Below are 16,734 nucleotides of genomic sequence, written 5' to 3' on the forward strand. Positions count from 1 at the left end.
TTCGCCGATCCTTACAATCACAAATCAAAAGGAGCCGAACAGTGATCGACACATTCAACCGAACCGGACCACTCATGGAAGCCGCAAGTTATCCAGGCTGGGCACAGCAGCTGATAGATGATTGCAGCGAGAGCAAGCGCCGGGTTGTCGAACATGAACTTTACCTGCGCATGCGTGATAACAAACTCAGCGCCAAAACCATGCGCCAGTACCTGATCGGGGGCTGGCCGGTTGTTGAGCAGTTCGCCTTGTACATGGCGCAGAACCTCACCAAGACCCGGTTTGCCCGTCATCCCGGCGAAGACATGGCGCGGCGCTGGCTGATGCGCAACATTCGCGTCGAACTCAATCACGCCGATTATTGGGTGCACTGGAGTCGCGCGCACGGTGTAAGCCTTGAAGATCTTCAGGCCCAGCATGTGCCGCCTGAACTGCATGCCTTGAGCCATTGGTGCTGGCATACCAGTTCCGCCGATTCACTGATTGTGGCCATCGCCGCGACCAACTACGCCATCGAAGGCGCGACCGGGGAGTGGTCGGCGCTGGTCTGTTCCAATGGCGTGTACGCTGCGGCATTCCCTGAAGAGGATCGCAAGCGTGCGATGAAGTGGCTGAAGATGCACGCCCAGTACGACGATGCTCACCCATGGGAGGCGCTGGAAATCATCTGCACCCTGGCGGGCATGAGCCCGAGCGAGGCCTTGCAGATCGAATTGCGTCAGGCCATCTGCAAGAGCTACGACTACATGTACCTGTTCCTGGAGCGGTGCATGCAATTGGAAACGTCCGAACGCTTGCTGGTAAGCCGTGAGCGCAGGGCCGTGCTCGAAAACTGATTACCGGCTTCGCCAAAAGCTAATGTGGGAGCGAGCCTGCTCGCGAAGAGGGCGTGTCAGTCAGCACTCGGTTGACTGACACACCGCTTTCGCGAGCAGGCTCGCTCCCACACTGTTTTGTGCTGTCTGGAAGGATTCAGCCCGCCATTGCCAACCGATTACGCCCCTCACGCTTGGCCACGTACAGCGCACTGTCCGCGCGGCGCAACAGGCTTTCTGCCGATTCACCCGGTAGCAGGGTGGAGCAACCCAGGCTGACCGTCAGCTCGATCAGTTGACCATCGGCGTAATACTCCGCCGCTTGCGCCGCATAACGCAGACGCTCGCCGACCATCGCTGCCGCTTCCCGGCTGGTGTTGGACAGCATGATCAGAAACTCTTCCCCGCCATAACGAAAGACCATGTCGACGTTGCGCAACTGGCTCTTGATCGACGCAGCTACGGCTTTGAGCACGTCATCTCCTGCGCTGTGGCCGTGACTGTCGTTGACGCGCTTGAAGTGGTCGATATCCAGCATCAATACCGACAGCGGCTGCACATGCCGACGAGACATCTCGATCTCGCGTTGCAGCGTCTGCTCCATCGCGATGCGATTGCCGGCGCCGGTCAGCGGATCACGCAACGCGCTCTGGGTGGCCGCTCGGTACAGCAGGGCATTGCGCATCGGATATAGCAGCGACGACAGTAGCGATTCGAGATTGCCCTGATCCTGCTCGTTGAAGCGGTGATTACGGCGGAACACCACTTCGCCCATGTGCTCGCCTTCGTGGCTCAGGCTGTAGCTGACGGAATGGTGACCGCGGGCGCCGAACTCCAGGCGCAAGTCGCTGCCCTTGTGCTCGTAGCTCAAGGCGTCCAGCGGCACAAGGCGTTGAACCTCGCGGAAAAACAGACCGAGTATGCGTTGCGGTTCGAGACTGGTTTGCAATTGCAGGCTCATTTGCTGGCGCAATTGCGTCAGGCTGGTCGGGCGTTCCAGAAGTGGAGGAAGCTGACCGAAGCCCAGGCGTTGCAATTTGGCACTGTCAAAGTCAATTGATTGGTCTGGGAGGGTGATTTCATTTGGCGTGAGCCCCTAAGCAGTAAGTCTGTCTTACAGGCTGGGTGAGAGCGACTATGGGCTGCGCGTCGTACTGATCCATCAGTCCCGTAGGACGTTTGGCGTGAGTTTAGTCTGCCTGATGACGATTAGTAAGCTAGCGAAACAGGCGTTGTCCCATTGCCTTCACACGGCATGCTTTGTGGGAAATTAGAGCGAAAGTCGTGCCATTCAGTTCGGTTTTATTTAAACCCATATGAATCAATGGCTTGTGTAATCGCGAGGAGGGGAGGTGCTGGATATTTGACTTTATTGTGACGGCCGGTACCGGCAAATGACTGCCGCGGCAGTAATCCGCCGCGGCTACAAATGCGACGTATGGCATTACTGTGCGTTGAATGCCTGGCCGTTGATACCGGTGCTGTCGGGGCCCATCAAGTAGAGGTAGACCGGCATGATCTCCTCGGGCGTCGGGTTGTTCAGCGGGTTTTCCCCTGGATAAGCCTGGGCGCGCATGCTGGTGCGAGTGCCGCCCGGGTTGATGCTGTTGGAGCGCACCGGCGCCACGCCGTCGATCTCATCCGCCAGGGTTTGCATCAGGCCTTCGGTGGCAAATTTCGACACACCGTACGCGCCCCAGTAAGCACGGCCCTTGCGACCAACGCTGCTGGAGGTAAACACCACCGACGCGTCCTGCGACAGCTTGAGCAGCGGCAGCAGCGTGCTGGTCAGCATGAACATGGCGTTGACGTTGACCTGCATGACACGCATGAAGTTTTCCCCGGACAACTGCTCGATCGGCGTGCGCGGGCCGATGATCGAGGCGTTGTGCAGGAGGCCGTCCAGGTGGCCGAACTCGGTCTCGATCATCGCTGCCAGTTCATCGTATTGATGGGGCAGGGCGGTTTCGAGGTTGAAGGGGATGACTGCTGGTTGCGGATGGCCGGCAGCTTCGATTTCGTCGTAGACCTGCGTCAGATTGGCTTCGGTCTTTCCCAGCAGCAGCACGGTGGCACCATGGGCGGCATAGGTTTTCGCGGCGGCCGCACCAATGCCACGACCGGCACCGGTGACCAGAATGACCCGATCCTTGAGCAATTCGGGGCGAGCGGAGTAATCAAACATAAAAACCTCAATCCGTTAATAGCTAAAAGATCAGCAGCTGCAGAGCGCGCTATCCAGCACCTTGCGCAACTCCAGCGGATGATCCACCACCACATCCGCGCCCCAATGCCGCGGGTTGTCGTCCGGATGGATGTAGCCGTAGGTTACCGCGGCCGTTTTGGTCCCGGCATCGCGCCCCGACTCGATATCGCGCAGATCATCGCCCACAAACAGAACGGTCGATGGATCCAGATCAAGCATCTTGCACGCGAGAATCAGCGGCTCCGGATCCGGCTTGCTGTTCTTCACGTGATCAGGGCAGATCAGCAGCGCCGAGCGCTCGGCCAACCCCAGTTGCTGCATGATCGGCTCGGCGAAACGCACAGGCTTGTTGGTGACCACGCCCCAGATCAGGTTGGCCTTTTCGATGTCGGCCAGCAGTTCGCTCATGCCGTCGAACAGTTTGCTGTGCACCGCGCAGCCGACGAGGTAGCGCTCAAGGAACTCCAGGCGCAGTTCCTCAAAGCCCGGCGACTCCGGGTCCATCGAGAACGTCACCGCGACCATGGCTTTGGCGCCACCGGAAATCTCGTCGCGGATGTGCTTGTCGTTGATCGGCGGCAAGCCCCGATCCGCGCGCATCGCCTGGCAGATGGCAATGAAGTCCGGCGCGGTGTCGAGCAGAGTACCGTCCATGTCGAAAAGAACTGCTCTGATGGCCATCGGCTTATTCCTCGCGCAGGGTCTGGATCATGTAGTTGACGTCAACGTCGTTGGCCAGTTTGTAGTGCTTGGTCAGCGGGTTGTAGGTCAGGCCGATGATGTCCTTGACGGTCAGGCCGGCCAGACGGCTCCAGGCCCCCAGCTCGGACGGACGAATGAATTTCTTGAAGTCATGGGTGCCGCGCGGCAGCAGCTTCATGATGTATTCGGCGCCGATGATCGCGAACAGGTACGCCTTCGGGTTGCGGTTGATGGTCGAGAAGAACACCTGGCCGCCCGGCTTGACCATGCGGTAGCAGGCGGCGATGACCGACGATGGATCAGGCACGTGTTCGAGCATTTCCAGGCAAGTCACGACGTCGAACTGCTCGGGCATTTCCTCGGCCAGGTCTTCGGCGGTGATCTGGCGGTACTCGACGCTGACGCCGGACTCCAGTTGATGCAACTGCGCGACCGCCAACGGCGCCTCGCCCATGTCGATGCCCATGACGGTGGCACCGCGCTGGGCCATGGCTTCACTGAGGATGCCGCCGCCGCAACCGACGTCGAGGACTTTCTTGCCGGCCAGATTGACCCGTTCGTCAATCCAGTTGACCCGCAGCGGGTTGATGTCGTGCAGCGGTTTGAACTCGCTTTCACGGTCCCACCAGCGATGGGCCAGGGCTTCGAATTTGGCGATTTCGGAGTGGTCGACGTTGCTCATGGTTCAATCCTCTAAAACTTGAAAAAGGCTGTAGCCCCGCGGGTTGGCTGCGAGGTGTTTACGATTCGGTGTGGCCGCTGATGCGCTGGCCCCAGGCCCGGGCGGTGGCGCCCAGTTGCTGTTCATCCATGCGCGTCAGGCGCCGGTCGTCGAGCAGTTGCTTGCCGGCGACCCACAGGTGTTTCACGCAATCGCGGCCGGTGGCATATATAAGCTGCGAAACCGGGTCATAGACCGGCTGCTGCGCCAGGCCGGACAGGTCGAAGGCGACGATGTCCGCGGCTTTGCCGATTTCCAGCGAGCCAACCTGCGCCTCGATTCCCAGTGCGCGAGCACCGTTGAGCGTGGCCATGCGCAACGCACGATGGGCGTCGAGCGCAGTGGCAGAACCGGCGACAGCTTTGGCCAGTAGCGCTGCGGTACGGGTTTCGCCGAGCAGGTCGAGGTCATTGTTGCTCGCCGCACCATCGGTGCCGACCGCGACATTCACACCAGCCTGCCACAAACGCTCGACCGGACAGAAACCGCTGGCCAGCTTGAGGTTCGATTCCGGGCAGTGGATCACGCTGGTGTTGCTTTCTACCAGCAGCGCCAGGTCGTCATCGCTGATCTGCGTCATGTGCACAGCCTGGAAGCGCGGGCCGAGCAGGCCCAGTCGGCCTAGACGGGCCAGCGGCCGTTCACCGCGCTGCTCGACCGCTTGCTGCACTTCGAACGCCGTTTCGTGGACGTGCATGTGAATCGACGCGTCCAGCTCCTCGGCGATCACGCGGATTTTCTCGAGATTTTCGTCGCCGACGGTGTAGGGTGCATGAGGGCCGAAGGTGATCTTGATGCGCTCGTGATGCTTCAAATCGCCGAACAGCTCGACACCTTGGCGAATGGCCTCGTCGGCGCTGGAGGCACCGGGAATCGGGAAGTCGAGGATCGGAATGGCGATCTGCGCGCGAATGCCACTGTCATGCACGCGTTCGCTGGCGACTTTGGGGAAGAAATACATGTCCGAAAAGCAGGTGATGCCGCCCTTGATCTGCTCGGCGATGGCCAGATCGGTACCGTCACGAACGAAGTCTTCATCGACCCATTTGGCTTCGGCCGGCCAGATGTGGTTTTCCAGCCAGGTCATCAGCGGCAGATCATCGGCCAGGCCACGGAACAGCGTCATTGCCGCGTGGCCGTGAGCGTTGATCAGGCCGGGGCTGAGCAGGACATCCGGCAATTCGCGCACTTCAGCGGCGTTACACTTCAGTGCGTCGCTGCGCGGGCCGATAAACACGATGCGACCGTCGCGAATGCCCAGGCCATGCTCCTTGAGCACAACGCCTGCGGGTTCGACGGGTACCAGCCAGGTCGGCAGCAATAATAAGTCGAGCGCAATGGCAGGTTTCGGCATCGAGGGTCGGTTCCAGTGCTTTTGTAAAGGATGGCGAAGTATACCCGAGCGTCTTCGCGGGGGGATCGCTATAATCGGCGGCTTTTGTTCATGAGTGCGGGGTGTGGGATGCGCGATCGACTGTTGGCTGCGGAGAAAGTGAAGGCCATCGATTGGCGAGATGGCGCGCTCCACCTGCTGGATCAGCGTATTTTGCCGTTCGAGGAAACCTGGATCGCTTACACCAGCGCCGCCGGCGTGGCCGAGGCGATTCGTTCGATGGTGGTGCGTGGCGCCCCGGCCATCGGCATCAGTGCGGCTTATGGCATCGTTCTCGCGGCGCGTACGCGGGTGGCCGAAGGCGGCGACTGGTACGCCGCGCTGGAAGAGGATTTTGCCCTGCTGGCCGCTTCCCGGCCGACGGCGGTCAACCTGTTCTGGGCGCTGGGCCGCATGCACGATCGGCTTGATCGCCTCAAAGGCAATGCCGATCCGCTGGCGGCACTGGAAGCCGAGGCCATCGCCATCCACGAAAGTGATCGCGAGGCCAACCTGACCATGGCCCAGCTCGGCGTCGATCTGATCCGCAAGCATCAGGGCAACGCTCAGGCGATTCTCACCCACTGCAACACCGGCGCTCTGGCGACGGGTGGTTTTGGTACGGCGCTTGGGGTCATTCGTGCAGCATTTCTCGAGGGCATGGTCGAGCGCGTTTATGCCGACGAAACCCGGCCGTGGCTTCAGGGTTCGCGCCTGACAGCATGGGAACTGGCCAACGAAGGCATCCCGGTCACCCTGAATGCCGATTCTGCCGCCGCGCACATCATGAAAACCAAAGGCGTGACCTGGGTGATCGTCGGTGCTGACCGGATCACCGCCAATGGCGACGTGGCCAACAAGATCGGCACTTATCAACTGGCGGTCAACGCCATGCATCACGGTGTGCGTTTCATGGTGGTGGCGCCGAGTTCGACCATCGACATGAATCTGGCCAGCGGCGACGAAATTCCGATTGAAGAGCGCGATGGTGCCGAATTGCTGGAAGTCGGCGGCAAGCGTGTTGGTGCTGACGTTGAGGCGTTCAACCCGGTGTTTGACGTGACACCGGCGGATCTGATCGATGCCATCGTTACCGAAAAGGGCATCGTCGAGCGGCCGGACACGGCAAAAATGGCCCAGTTGATGTGCCGCAAGCGGTTGCATTGATTGGCTTGACGTCTGCGTTGACCTCTTCGCGAGCAGGCTCGCTCCCACTGGTTTTGTGCTCGCCGCCGATCCTGTGGGAGCTGGCTTGCCAGCGATGAAGCCCTAAAAGTCAATAAACATCCTCAAACCAAGCCCGAATTCTGCATTCAAAGAAGCTCTGAGCCTCTCTCGTCCCCGTTAAGCCTGTCACCAGTCAACTAACTATGCTCCATGCGCGTCTGGGGGATAGGTGCGTGGCGGCCTTTGTGATAACATCCGGCGTTTTCCGAGGCCGCTCCACGGAGCTGTCTTTACTGCGCAAATCCACTCTGCGGAATGTTGATTTGTCGTAAGTCGGCGCACGGCACTCTGCCTTGCCCGACGAGCTTCGTTGCTCCCACATGGATATGACGAAGTTTCACCAGAAAAAGGAATCAGGCTTCTCATGGGCGAACTGGCCAAAGAAATCCTCCCGGTCAATATCGAAGACGAGCTGAAGCAGTCCTACCTCGACTACGCGATGAGCGTGATCGTCGGCCGTGCACTGCCGGATGCGCGCGATGGCCTCAAGCCCGTGCACCGTCGCGTACTGTTCGCGATGAGCGAGCTGGGCAACGACTACAACAAGCCGTACAAGAAATCTGCCCGTGTTGTCGGTGACGTGATCGGTAAGTATCACCCGCACGGTGATACGGCGGTGTACGACACCATCGTCCGCATGGCTCAGCCTTTCTCCCTGCGCTACCTGCTGGTCGACGGTCAGGGCAACTTCGGTTCGGTGGACGGCGACAACGCCGCGGCCATGCGATACACCGAAGTACGCATGACCAAACTGGCGCACGAGCTGCTGGCCGACCTGCACAAGGAAACCGTGGACTGGGTGCCGAACTACGACGGCACCGAGATGATCCCGGCGGTCATGCCGACGCGGATTCCCAACCTGCTGGTCAACGGCTCCAGCGGTATCGCCGTGGGCATGGCGACCAACATTCCGCCGCACAACCTCGGTGAAGTCATCGACGGTTGCCTGGCGCTCATCGACAACCCTGAGCTGACCGTCGATGAACTGATGCAATACATCCCCGGTCCGGACTTCCCGACCGCCGCGATCATCAACGGTCGCGCCGGCATCATCGAAGCCTACCGCACCGGTCGCGGACGCATTTACATGCGTGCCCGCTCGATCATCGAGGACATCGACAAGGTCGGTGGTCGTCAGCAGATCGTTATCACCGAACTTCCTTACCAGTTGAACAAGGCGCGTCTGATCGAGAAGATCGCCGAGCTGGTTAAAGAGAAGAAGCTCGAAGGCATCACCGAACTGCGCGACGAGTCCGACAAGGACGGTATGCGCGTCGTGATCGAGCTGCGTCGCGGTGAAGTGCCTGAGGTGATCCTCAACAACCTCTACGCCCAGACCCAGCTGCAAGCGGTGTTCGGCATCAACATCGTCGCGCTGATTGACGGCCGTCCGCGGATCCTCAACCTCAAGGATCTGCTGGAAGCCTTCGTCCGTCACCGCCGCGAAGTCGTCACCCGCCGTACCGTGTTCGAACTGCGTAAAGCCCGTGAACGTGGCCACATCCTTGAAGGTCAAGCGGTTGCCCTGTCGAACATCGACCCGGTCATCGCCCTGATCAAGGCTTCGCCGACCCCGTCGGAAGCCAAGGAAGCGCTGATCAAGACCGCGTGGGAATCCTCCGCCGTGGTCGCGATGGTTGAGCGTGCTGGTGCTGATTCGTGCCGTCCTGAGACGCTCGATCCGCAATACGGTTTGCGTGAAGGCAAATACTTCCTGTCGCCAGAGCAGGCGCAAGCCATTCTGGAGCTGCGTCTGCACCGTCTGACCGGTCTGGAACACGAGAAACTGCTGGCCGAGTATCAAGAGATCCTCAACCAGATCGGCGAGCTGATCCGCATCCTCAATAGCGCCGTGCGCTTGATGGAAGTGATCCGCGAAGAGCTGGAAGTGATCCGTGCCGAGTACGGCGACGTGCGTCGCACCGAAATTCTCGATGCGCGCCTCGATCTGACCCTGGGTGACATGATCCCGGAAGAAGAGCGCGTCGTGACCATTTCCCACAGTGGCTACGCCAAGACCCAGCCATTGGCTGCGTATCAGGCTCAGCGTCGTGGCGGTAAAGGCAAATCGGCGACCGGCGTCAAGGATGAGGACTACATCGCTCACCTGCTGGTTGCCAACAGCCACACCACGCTGCTGCTGTTCTCCAGCAAGGGCAAGGTTTACTGGCTCAAGACCTACGAGATCCCGGAAGCGTCCCGCGCTGCCCGTGGTCGTCCGCTGGTCAACCTCTTGCCATTGAGCGAGGGCGAATACATCACCACCATGCTGCCGGTCGATCTCGAAGCCATGAAGCGTCAGGCTGACGAAGAAGAAGCCGAAGGCGCCGAGGCTGATGTAGACGAAATCGAAAACAGCAACGAGACCGACGAAGAGCGCCGCGCGCGCATCAAGGCTGCCGACCGCAAGAAGGCACCGTTCATCTTCATGTCGACCGCCAACGGTACGGTCAAGAAGACCCCGCTGGTGGCCTTCAGCCGTCAGCGTAGCGTTGGTCTGATCGCGCTGGAGCTGGACGAAGGCGACATCCTGATTTCCGCGGCTGTCACCGACGGCGAGCAGGAGATCATGCTGTTCTCCGACGGCGGCAAGGTCACTCGCTTCAAGGAATCCGAAGTTCGCGCCATGGGCCGTACCGCGCGCGGTGTGCGTGGTATGCGTCTGCCGGAAGGTCAGAAGCTGATTTCCATGCTGATCCCGGAAGAAGGCAGCGAGATTCTCACCGCTTCCGAGCGCGGTTATGGCAAGCGTACCGCCATCACCGAGTTCCCTGAGTACAAGCGTGGCGGTCAGGGCGTTATCGCCATGGTCAGCAACGAACGTAACGGCCGTCTGGTCGGTGCGGTTCAGGTGCAGGACGGCGAAGAGATCATGCTGATCTCCGATCAGGGCACGCTGGTGCGTACCCGTGTCGACGAAGTGTCGAGCCTGGGTCGTAACACTCAAGGTGTCACGCTGATCAAACTGGCCAAGGATGAAACCCTGGTCGGCCTGGAGCGGGTTCAGGAGCCTTCGGAAGTCGAAGGTGAAGAGCTCGAAGGTGAAGAGGGCGAGGAGTTCGAAGGCAATGTCGTGATCGACGACGCAGTCGAAGACCAGCAGCTCGACGCCGCAGCAGACGAAGAACCGCAAGAATAAGCGGACAAGCGAGGGGGCGGATGAGAATTCGCCCCCTTGTTATTTGTCCGGTATGAATTTTCGACATCATGGAGATCCCCTGTGGGAGCGAGCCTGCTCGCGAAAGCAGGCGCTGCGGTACCTTCGAAGCACCGCGGTGATGCGTTCGCGAGCAGGCTCGCTCCCACAGGGCCGTGTTGATCAATAGTGTGATTTATTGCGTGATACCACCAAATCAGAGCGAGATTGGATGTGAGCAAGCGAGCCTATAACTTCTGCGCCGGTCCTGCGGCGCTTCCTGAAGCTGTCCTGCAGCGCGCCCAGGGTGAACTCCTTGATTGGCATGGCAAGGGCTTGTCGGTCATGGAAATGAGCCATCGCAGCGATGAGTTCGTGTCCATCGCCACCCAGGCCGAGCAGGATCTGCGTGACCTGCTGAATATCCCGTCGAACTATAAAGTGCTGTTTCTGCAAGGTGGCGCCAGCCAGCAATTTGCACAGATTCCACTGAACCTGCTGCCTGAGGGCGGCTCGGCCGACTATATCGACACCGGTATCTGGTCGCAGAAAGCCATCGAAGAAGCCTCGCGTTACGGCCATGTCAACGTCGCCGCCACCGCCAAGCCTTACGACTATTTCGCCATCCCCGGCCAGAACGAGTGGAACCTGTCGAAAGACGCCGCTTACGTTCATTACGCCCCGAACGAGACCATTGGCGGTCTGGAATTCCAGTGGATTCCGGAAGTCGGCGACGTGCCGCTGGTCGCTGACATGTCTTCGGACATTCTGTCGCGTCCAGTCGATGTCTCGCGTTTCGGCATGATCTACGCCGGCGCACAAAAGAACATTGGTCCGAGCGGTATCGTCGTCAACATCATTCGTGAAGACCTGCTGGGCAAGGCCCGTGCGCTGTGCCCGACCATGCTTGACTACAAGGTCGCGGCCGACAACGGCTCGATGTACAACACGCCGCCGACGCTGGCCTGGTATCTGTCCGGTCTGGTGTTCCAGTGGCTCAAAGAGCAGGGTGGTGTCGAAGCCATCGCCAGGCTGAACGATGCCAAGCAGCGCACGCTGTACGACTTCATCGACGCCAGCGGTCTCTACAGCAACCCCATCAACAAGTCGGATCGCTCGTGGATGAACGTGCCGTTCCGTCTGGCCGATGATCGTCTCGACAAGCCGTTCCTGGTCGGTGCCGAAGAGCGTGGTCTGCTCAACCTCAAGGGCCACCGCTCTGTGGGCGGCATGCGCGCCTCCATCTATAACGCCGTCGACATCACCGCCGTTAACGCGCTGGTGGCGTACATGGCTGAATTCGAGAAGGAACACGGCTGATGTCCGAGCAAGAACTCAAGGCACTGCGCGTTCGCATTGACGCTCTGGACACCAAAGTCATGGAGCTGATCAGTGAGCGTGCGCGTTGCGCCCAGGAAGTTGCGCGAGTAAAGATGGCCTCGCTGGCCGAAGGCGAAGTGCCGGTGTTCTATCGTCCTGAGCGCGAAGCCCAGGTGCTCAAGCGAGTGATGGAGCGCAATCAGGGGCCGTTGGGCAACGAAGAAATGGCGCGGTTGTTCCGCGAAATCATGTCTTCGTGCCTCGCGCTGGAGCAGCCGCTGAAAGTGGCTTACCTCGGCCCTGAAGGCACCTTCACTCAGGCTGCGGCCATGAAGCACTTCGGTCACGCGGTGATCAGCAAGCCGATGGCGGCGATCGACGAAGTGTTCCGTGAAGTGGCGGCCGGTGCGGTGAATTTTGGCGTGGTGCCGGTGGAAAACTCCACCGAAGGCGCGGTCAACCACACCCTCGACAGCTTCCTCGAACACGACATGGTGATTTGTGGCGAAGTCGAGCTGCGCATTCACCATCACCTGTTGGTCGGTGAAAACACCAAGACCGACAGCATCAGCCGCATCTATTCCCATGCTCAGTCGCTGGCCCAGTGCCGCAAGTGGCTGGATGCGCATTACCCGAATGTCGAGCGCGTGGCGGTGTCCAGCAACGCCGAGGCGGCCAAACGGGTCAAGGGCGAGTGGAATTCGGCGGCGATTGCCGGCGACATGGCTGCCGGTCTGTATGGCCTGACGCGTCTGGCCGAGAAGATCGAAGATCGTCCGGACAACTCCACACGCTTCCTGATGATCGGTAACCAGGAAGTACCGCCAACCGGCGACGACAAGACCTCGATCATCGTGTCCATGAGCAACAAGCCCGGCGCGCTCCATGAGCTGCTGGTGCCGTTCCATGACAACGGGATCGACCTGACCCGCATCGAAACCCGGCCGTCGCGCAGCGGCAAATGGACCTACGTGTTCTTCATCGACTTCGTCGGTCACCACCGTGATCCGTTGATCAAAGGTGTGCTGGAAAAGATCAGTCAGGAAGCAGTAGCACTCAAAGTGCTGGGTTCCTACCCGAAAGCAGTTCTGTAAGGGGCGGTAGTAATGAGTGGCAATTTCCTCGCTCTGGCACAGCCGGGCGTGCAACAACTTTCGCCTTACGTTCCGGGCAAGCCTGTGGATGAGCTGGCGCGCGAGCTGGGTCTGGACCCGGCAAAAATCGTCAAGCTGGCGAGCAATGAAAACCCGCTGGGTGCCAGTCCCAAAGCCTTGGCGGCGATCCGCGAAGAGCTGGCCGAGCTGACTCGTTATCCCGATGGCAACGGCTTTGCGCTGAAGTCCTTGCTGGCCGAGCAGTGCCGCGTCGAGCTGAATCAGGTCACCCTGGGCAACGGCTCCAACGACATTCTTGAGCTGGTGGCGCGTGCCTATCTGGCGCCAGGCCTTAACGCCGTGTTCAGCGAACATGCGTTCGCGGTGTACCCGATTGCTACTCAAGCGGTCGGCGCTCAAGCCAAAGTGGTGCCGGCCAAGGATTGGGGGCATGACCTGCCTGCGATGCTGGCGGCCATTGATGCCGACACTCGCGTGGTGTTTATCGCCAACCCGAACAACCCGACCGGCACCTGGTTCGGCGCTGAAGCGCTGGACGAGTTCCTGCAGGATGTTCCGGAGCATGTGCTGGTGGTCCTGGATGAGGCCTACATCGAGTACGCCGAAGGCAGCGACCTGCCGGATGGTCTGGATTTCCTCGCGGCGTATCCGAACCTGCTGGTTTCGCGCACCTTCTCCAAGGCTTATGGTCTGGCGGCATTGCGCGTTGGCTATGGTCTGTCGACTCCGGTTGTGGCGGACGTGCTGAACCGTGTTCGCCAGCCATTCAACGTCAACAGCCTGGCCCTTGCGGCAGCCTGTGCGGCGCTGAAAGACGAGGAGTACCTGGCGCAAAGCCGTCAGCTCAACGAGTCCGGCATGCAGCAGTTGCAAGCGGGTTTCCGTGAGCTGGGTCTGGGCTGGATCGAGTCCAAAGGCAACTTTATTTGCGTCGATCTCGCTCAGGTGGCGGCTCCGGTGTTCCAGGGTTTGCTGGCCGAAGGTGTGATCGTGCGTCCGGTGGCCAATTACGGCATGCCGAATCACCTGCGGATCACCATTGGTCTGCCGGCCGAAAACAGCCGTTTCCTTGAAGCGCTGCGCAAGGTTCTGGCTCGTGGGTGATGTCACTGCGCTGCAATCTGCTGCACCTATGATCGGTCGCCTTGTGGTGGTTGGTCTGGGGTTGATCGGTGGTTCGTTTGCCAAGGGTTTGCGTGAAAGCGGTGTTTGCCGCGAAGTGGTCGGGGTCGATCTTGATCCGCAATCGCGCAAGCTGGCGGTTGAGTTGGGTGTGGTGGATCGCTGTGAAGACGATCTGACGGCTGCCTGTCAGGGCGCTGACGTGATTCAGTTGGCGGTGCCGATTCTGGCCATGGAAAAAGTCCTCGCGCGTTTGGCGAGCATGGATCTGGGTCAGGCGATTCTGACTGATGTCGGCAGCGCCAAGGGCAATGTGGTGCGCGCGGCGACCGAGGCGTTTGGCGGCATGCCTGCGCGGTTCGTGCCGGGCCATCCGATTGCCGGCTCCGAGCAGAGTGGGGTGGAAGCCTCCAATGCCGAACTGTTCCGTCGTCATAAAGTGATCCTGACGCCGCTTGAGCAAACCGATCCGGCTGCGCTGGCGATCGTTGATCGGTTGTGGCGCGAATTGGGGGCTGACGTCGAGCACATGCAGGTCGAGCGTCACGATGAAGTGCTGGCTGCAACTAGTCATCTGCCGCACCTGCTGGCCTTCGGTCTGGTCGACTCGTTGGCCAAGCGCAATGAAAACCTTGAGATCTTCCGTTACGCTGCCGGTGGTTTCCGCGATTTCACAAGAATCGCCGGAAGCGACCCGGTGATGTGGCACGACATCTTCCTCGCCAACCGCGAGGCTGTTCTGCGCACACTCGATACATTTCGCAGCGACCTCGACGCCTTGCGCGACGCGGTCGATGCAGGGGATGGGCACCAATTGTTGGGCGTTTTCACTCGCGCCCGGGTTGCCCGTGAGCATTTCAGTAAAATCCTGGCCCGCAGGGCCTATGTGGACGCTATGAATTCCAACGATCTGATCTTCCTGGCTCAACCTGGTGGCCGCCTGTCCGGTCGGATTCGCGTACCGGGCGATAAATCCATTTCCCACCGCTCGATCATGCTCGGTTCGCTGGCCGAAGGCGTCACCGAAGTCGAAGGTTTCCTTGAGGGCGAAGACGCCCTGGCAACCTTGCAGGCGTTCCGCGACATGGGCGTGGTCATCGAAGGCCCGCATCATGGTCGCGTGACCATTCACGGTGTCGGCCTGCATGGCCTGAAGCCTGCGCCGGGCCCGATCTATCTGGGCAACTCCGGTACATCGATGCGTCTGCTGTCCGGCCTGTTGGCGGCGCAGAATTTCGACAGCACCCTGACCGGCGATGCTTCGCTGTCCAAGCGTCCGATGAATCGCGTGGCCAATCCGCTGCGTGAAATGGGCGCCGTGATCGAAACTGCAGCTGAAGGTCGTCCACCGATGACCATTCGTGGCGGACACAAACTCAAAGGCCTGACCTACACCATGCCGATGGCCAGCGCTCAGGTGAAATCCTGCCTGCTGCTGGCGGGTCTTTACGCTGAAGGCAAGACCACTGTCACCGAGCCTGCACCCACCCGCGACCACACCGAGCGCATGCTGCGTGGCTTCGGGTATCCGGTGAGCGTTGAAGGCGCGACGGCTTCGGTCGAGTCCGGCGGCAAGTTGACCGCAACTCATATCGAAGTGCCGGGCGACATCTCGTCTTCCGCGTTTTTCCTGGTGGCGGCTTCGATCGCCGAGGGTTCCGAGCTGGTGCTTGAGCACGTCGGTATCAATCCGACCCGTACCGGTGTCATCGACATCCTGCGCCTGATGGGCGCGGACATCACGCTGGAAAACCAGCGTGAAGTCGGCGGCGAGCCAGTGGCTGACCTGCGCGTGCGAGCAGCTAAGCTTAAGGGTATCGAGATTCCGGAGGAGCTGGTTCCGCTGGCCATCGACGAGTTCCCGGTGCTGTTCGTGGCCGCTGCCTGCGCCGAAGGGCGTACCGTGCTGACCGGCGCCGAAGAGCTGCGGGTCAAGGAATCGGATCGTATCCAGGTCATGGCGGACGGTTTGCTGGCGCTGGGCGTCAAGTGCGAACCGACCCCGGACGGCATCATCATCGACGGCGGCCAGATCGGCGGCGGCGAAGTGCATGGTCACGGCGATCACCGCATTGCCATGGCATTCAGCGTGGCTTCGTTGCGCGCTACTGCACCGATTCGCATCCATGATTGCGCCAACGTCGCGACATCGTTCCCGAACTTCCTCGCGCTCTGCGCTCAGGTCGGCATTCGTGTGGCACAAGAGGCTCAGTCGTGAAAAACATTGCACCGGTCATCACCATTGATGGGCCAAGCGGCTCGGGCAAAGGCACTGTAGCCGGGATTCTGGCCAAGCGTCTTGGCTGGAATCTGCTGGATTCCGGTGCGCTTTACCGCTTGCTGGCGTTTGCTGCGCACAATCACGGTGTCGACCTGACCAATGAAGAGTTGCTGAAGAAACTTGCCGCTCATCTGGATGTGCAATTCATTGCGGCGACCGACGGTCAGCTGCAGCGCATCATTCTGGAAGGTGACGAAGTCAGTGATGTCATTCGCACTGAAAGCGTCGGTTCCGGCGCCTCTCAAGTGGCTGCATTGCCCGCCGTACGCGAGGCGCTGCTGCAGCGTCAACGCGCGTTCCAGGAAGCGCCGGGTCTGGTGGCCGATGGTCGCGACATGGGCACGGTGGTTTTTCCGACCGCACCGCTGAAGATTTTCCTGACCGCCAGTGCCGAGGAGAGAGCGCGCCGTCGATATTTGCAGTTGAAGGGCAAAGTCGAGGGTGTTAGTCTGTCGAGTCTGCTAGATGAGATCCGTGCACGCGATGAGCGTGATACCCAGCGCGCAGTAGCCCCGCTCAAGCCGGCGGCTGATGCCATACAGCTGGATTCCACGGAGTTGTCCATCGATCAGGTGCTTGAACGCATCATGAGCGAGATCGCCATTCGCGATATCGCCGGGTGACCAAGAAGGTCGCAGGGGACCAGTCATAGTCCTGCGGCGCTTCTTCTATATGAAACTAACCCACACCGTCTGGGGTGTGGAGATGGGCGTATCC

The 16,734-nt window shown here is 60.3% G+C and carries 12 protein-coding genes and 1 pseudogene; 8 read left to right on the forward strand and 5 right to left on the reverse strand.

Annotation, left to right across the window (positions count from 1 at the left end; translation table 11 throughout):
* The first annotated feature begins 74 nt into the window (after window positions 1-74).
* Window positions 75-836: an iron-containing redox enzyme family protein gene (locus IEQ42_RS18450; RefSeq protein WP_215729693.1), complete on the forward strand. Its 762-nt coding sequence runs from the start codon at window positions 75-77 to the stop codon at window positions 834-836.
* Between the two features lie 136 nt (window positions 837-972).
* Here IEQ42_RS18450 and IEQ42_RS18455 read toward each other — a convergent pair.
* The 5 genes and pseudogenes from IEQ42_RS18455 to IEQ42_RS18475 all read right to left on the reverse strand — a co-directional run bounded on the left by IEQ42_RS18455 (window position 973) and on the right by IEQ42_RS18475 (window position 5,798).
* A pseudogene (locus IEQ42_RS18455) lies at window positions 973-1,898 on the reverse strand (GGDEF domain-containing protein).
* 361 nt (window positions 1,899-2,259) lie between these two features.
* On the reverse strand, window positions 2,260-3,000 hold the full coding sequence (locus tag IEQ42_RS18460) for a YciK family oxidoreductase (protein ID WP_210704541.1): 741 nt from the start codon (window positions 2,998-3,000) through the stop codon (window positions 2,260-2,262).
* Between the two features lie 30 nt (window positions 3,001-3,030).
* Window positions 3,031-3,702 (reverse strand): N-acetylmuramic acid 6-phosphate phosphatase MupP, encoded by a 672-nt coding sequence (mupP, locus tag IEQ42_RS18465; protein WP_210622846.1) that lies wholly within the window; start codon window positions 3,700-3,702, stop codon window positions 3,031-3,033.
* Between the two features lie 4 nt (window positions 3,703-3,706).
* Window positions 3,707-4,405 carry a bifunctional 2-polyprenyl-6-hydroxyphenol methylase/3-demethylubiquinol 3-O-methyltransferase UbiG gene (gene ubiG, locus IEQ42_RS18470; protein WP_042560367.1) on the reverse strand — a complete coding sequence of 233 codons (699 nt, stop codon included), beginning with the start codon at window positions 4,403-4,405 and terminating at the stop codon, window positions 3,707-3,709.
* A gap of 58 nt (window positions 4,406-4,463) precedes the next feature.
* Window positions 4,464-5,798, reverse strand: a complete 1,335-nt coding sequence (locus IEQ42_RS18475; RefSeq protein WP_210704542.1) for a TRZ/ATZ family hydrolase — start codon at window positions 5,796-5,798, stop codon at window positions 4,464-4,466.
* Window positions 5,799-5,906: 108 nt separating this feature from the next.
* On the opposite strand from IEQ42_RS18475, the gene mtnA reads away from it, so the two are divergent.
* From mtnA to cmk, 7 genes are all read left to right on the forward strand, one after another.
* The gene (mtnA, locus tag IEQ42_RS18480; protein ID WP_210704543.1) at window positions 5,907-6,983 is read left to right on the forward strand and encodes an S-methyl-5-thioribose-1-phosphate isomerase; all 1,077 of its coding nucleotides are present in this window, start codon (window positions 5,907-5,909) and stop codon (window positions 6,981-6,983) included.
* Window positions 6,984-7,407: 424 nt separating this feature from the next.
* Window positions 7,408-10,182, forward strand: coding sequence for a DNA gyrase subunit A (gyrA, locus tag IEQ42_RS18485; RefSeq protein ID WP_210704545.1), 2,775 nt, complete (start codon window positions 7,408-7,410; stop codon window positions 10,180-10,182).
* Between the two features lie 231 nt (window positions 10,183-10,413).
* Window positions 10,414-11,499, forward strand: coding sequence for a 3-phosphoserine/phosphohydroxythreonine transaminase (serC, locus tag IEQ42_RS18490; protein ID WP_210704546.1), 1,086 nt, complete (start codon window positions 10,414-10,416; stop codon window positions 11,497-11,499).
* On the forward strand, window positions 11,499-12,593 hold the full coding sequence (gene pheA / locus IEQ42_RS18495) for a prephenate dehydratase (protein ID WP_007908404.1): 1,095 nt from the start codon (window positions 11,499-11,501) through the stop codon (window positions 12,591-12,593). Before serC ends, pheA begins: the two co-directional genes overlap by 1 nt.
* Before the next feature lie 12 nt (window positions 12,594-12,605).
* Window positions 12,606-13,718: a histidinol-phosphate transaminase gene (gene hisC, locus IEQ42_RS18500; protein WP_210704547.1), complete on the forward strand. Its 1,113-nt coding sequence runs from the start codon at window positions 12,606-12,608 to the stop codon at window positions 13,716-13,718.
* Window positions 13,719-13,746: 28 nt separating this feature from the next.
* Window positions 13,747-15,954, forward strand: a complete 2,208-nt coding sequence (locus tag IEQ42_RS18505; RefSeq protein WP_241865830.1) for a bifunctional prephenate dehydrogenase/3-phosphoshikimate 1-carboxyvinyltransferase — start codon at window positions 13,747-13,749, stop codon at window positions 15,952-15,954.
* The gene (cmk, locus tag IEQ42_RS18510) at window positions 15,951-16,640 is read left to right on the forward strand and encodes a (d)CMP kinase (protein ID WP_047302446.1); all 690 of its coding nucleotides are present in this window, start codon (window positions 15,951-15,953) and stop codon (window positions 16,638-16,640) included. The genes IEQ42_RS18505 and cmk overlap by 4 nt, the downstream gene beginning before the upstream one ends.
* Window positions 16,641-16,734: the final 94 nt, after the last annotated feature.

The sequence above is a fragment of the Pseudomonas iridis genome (genome assembly GCF_017980685.1).
Classification (GTDB): Bacteria; Pseudomonadota; Gammaproteobacteria; order Pseudomonadales; family Pseudomonadaceae; genus Aquipseudomonas; species Aquipseudomonas iridis.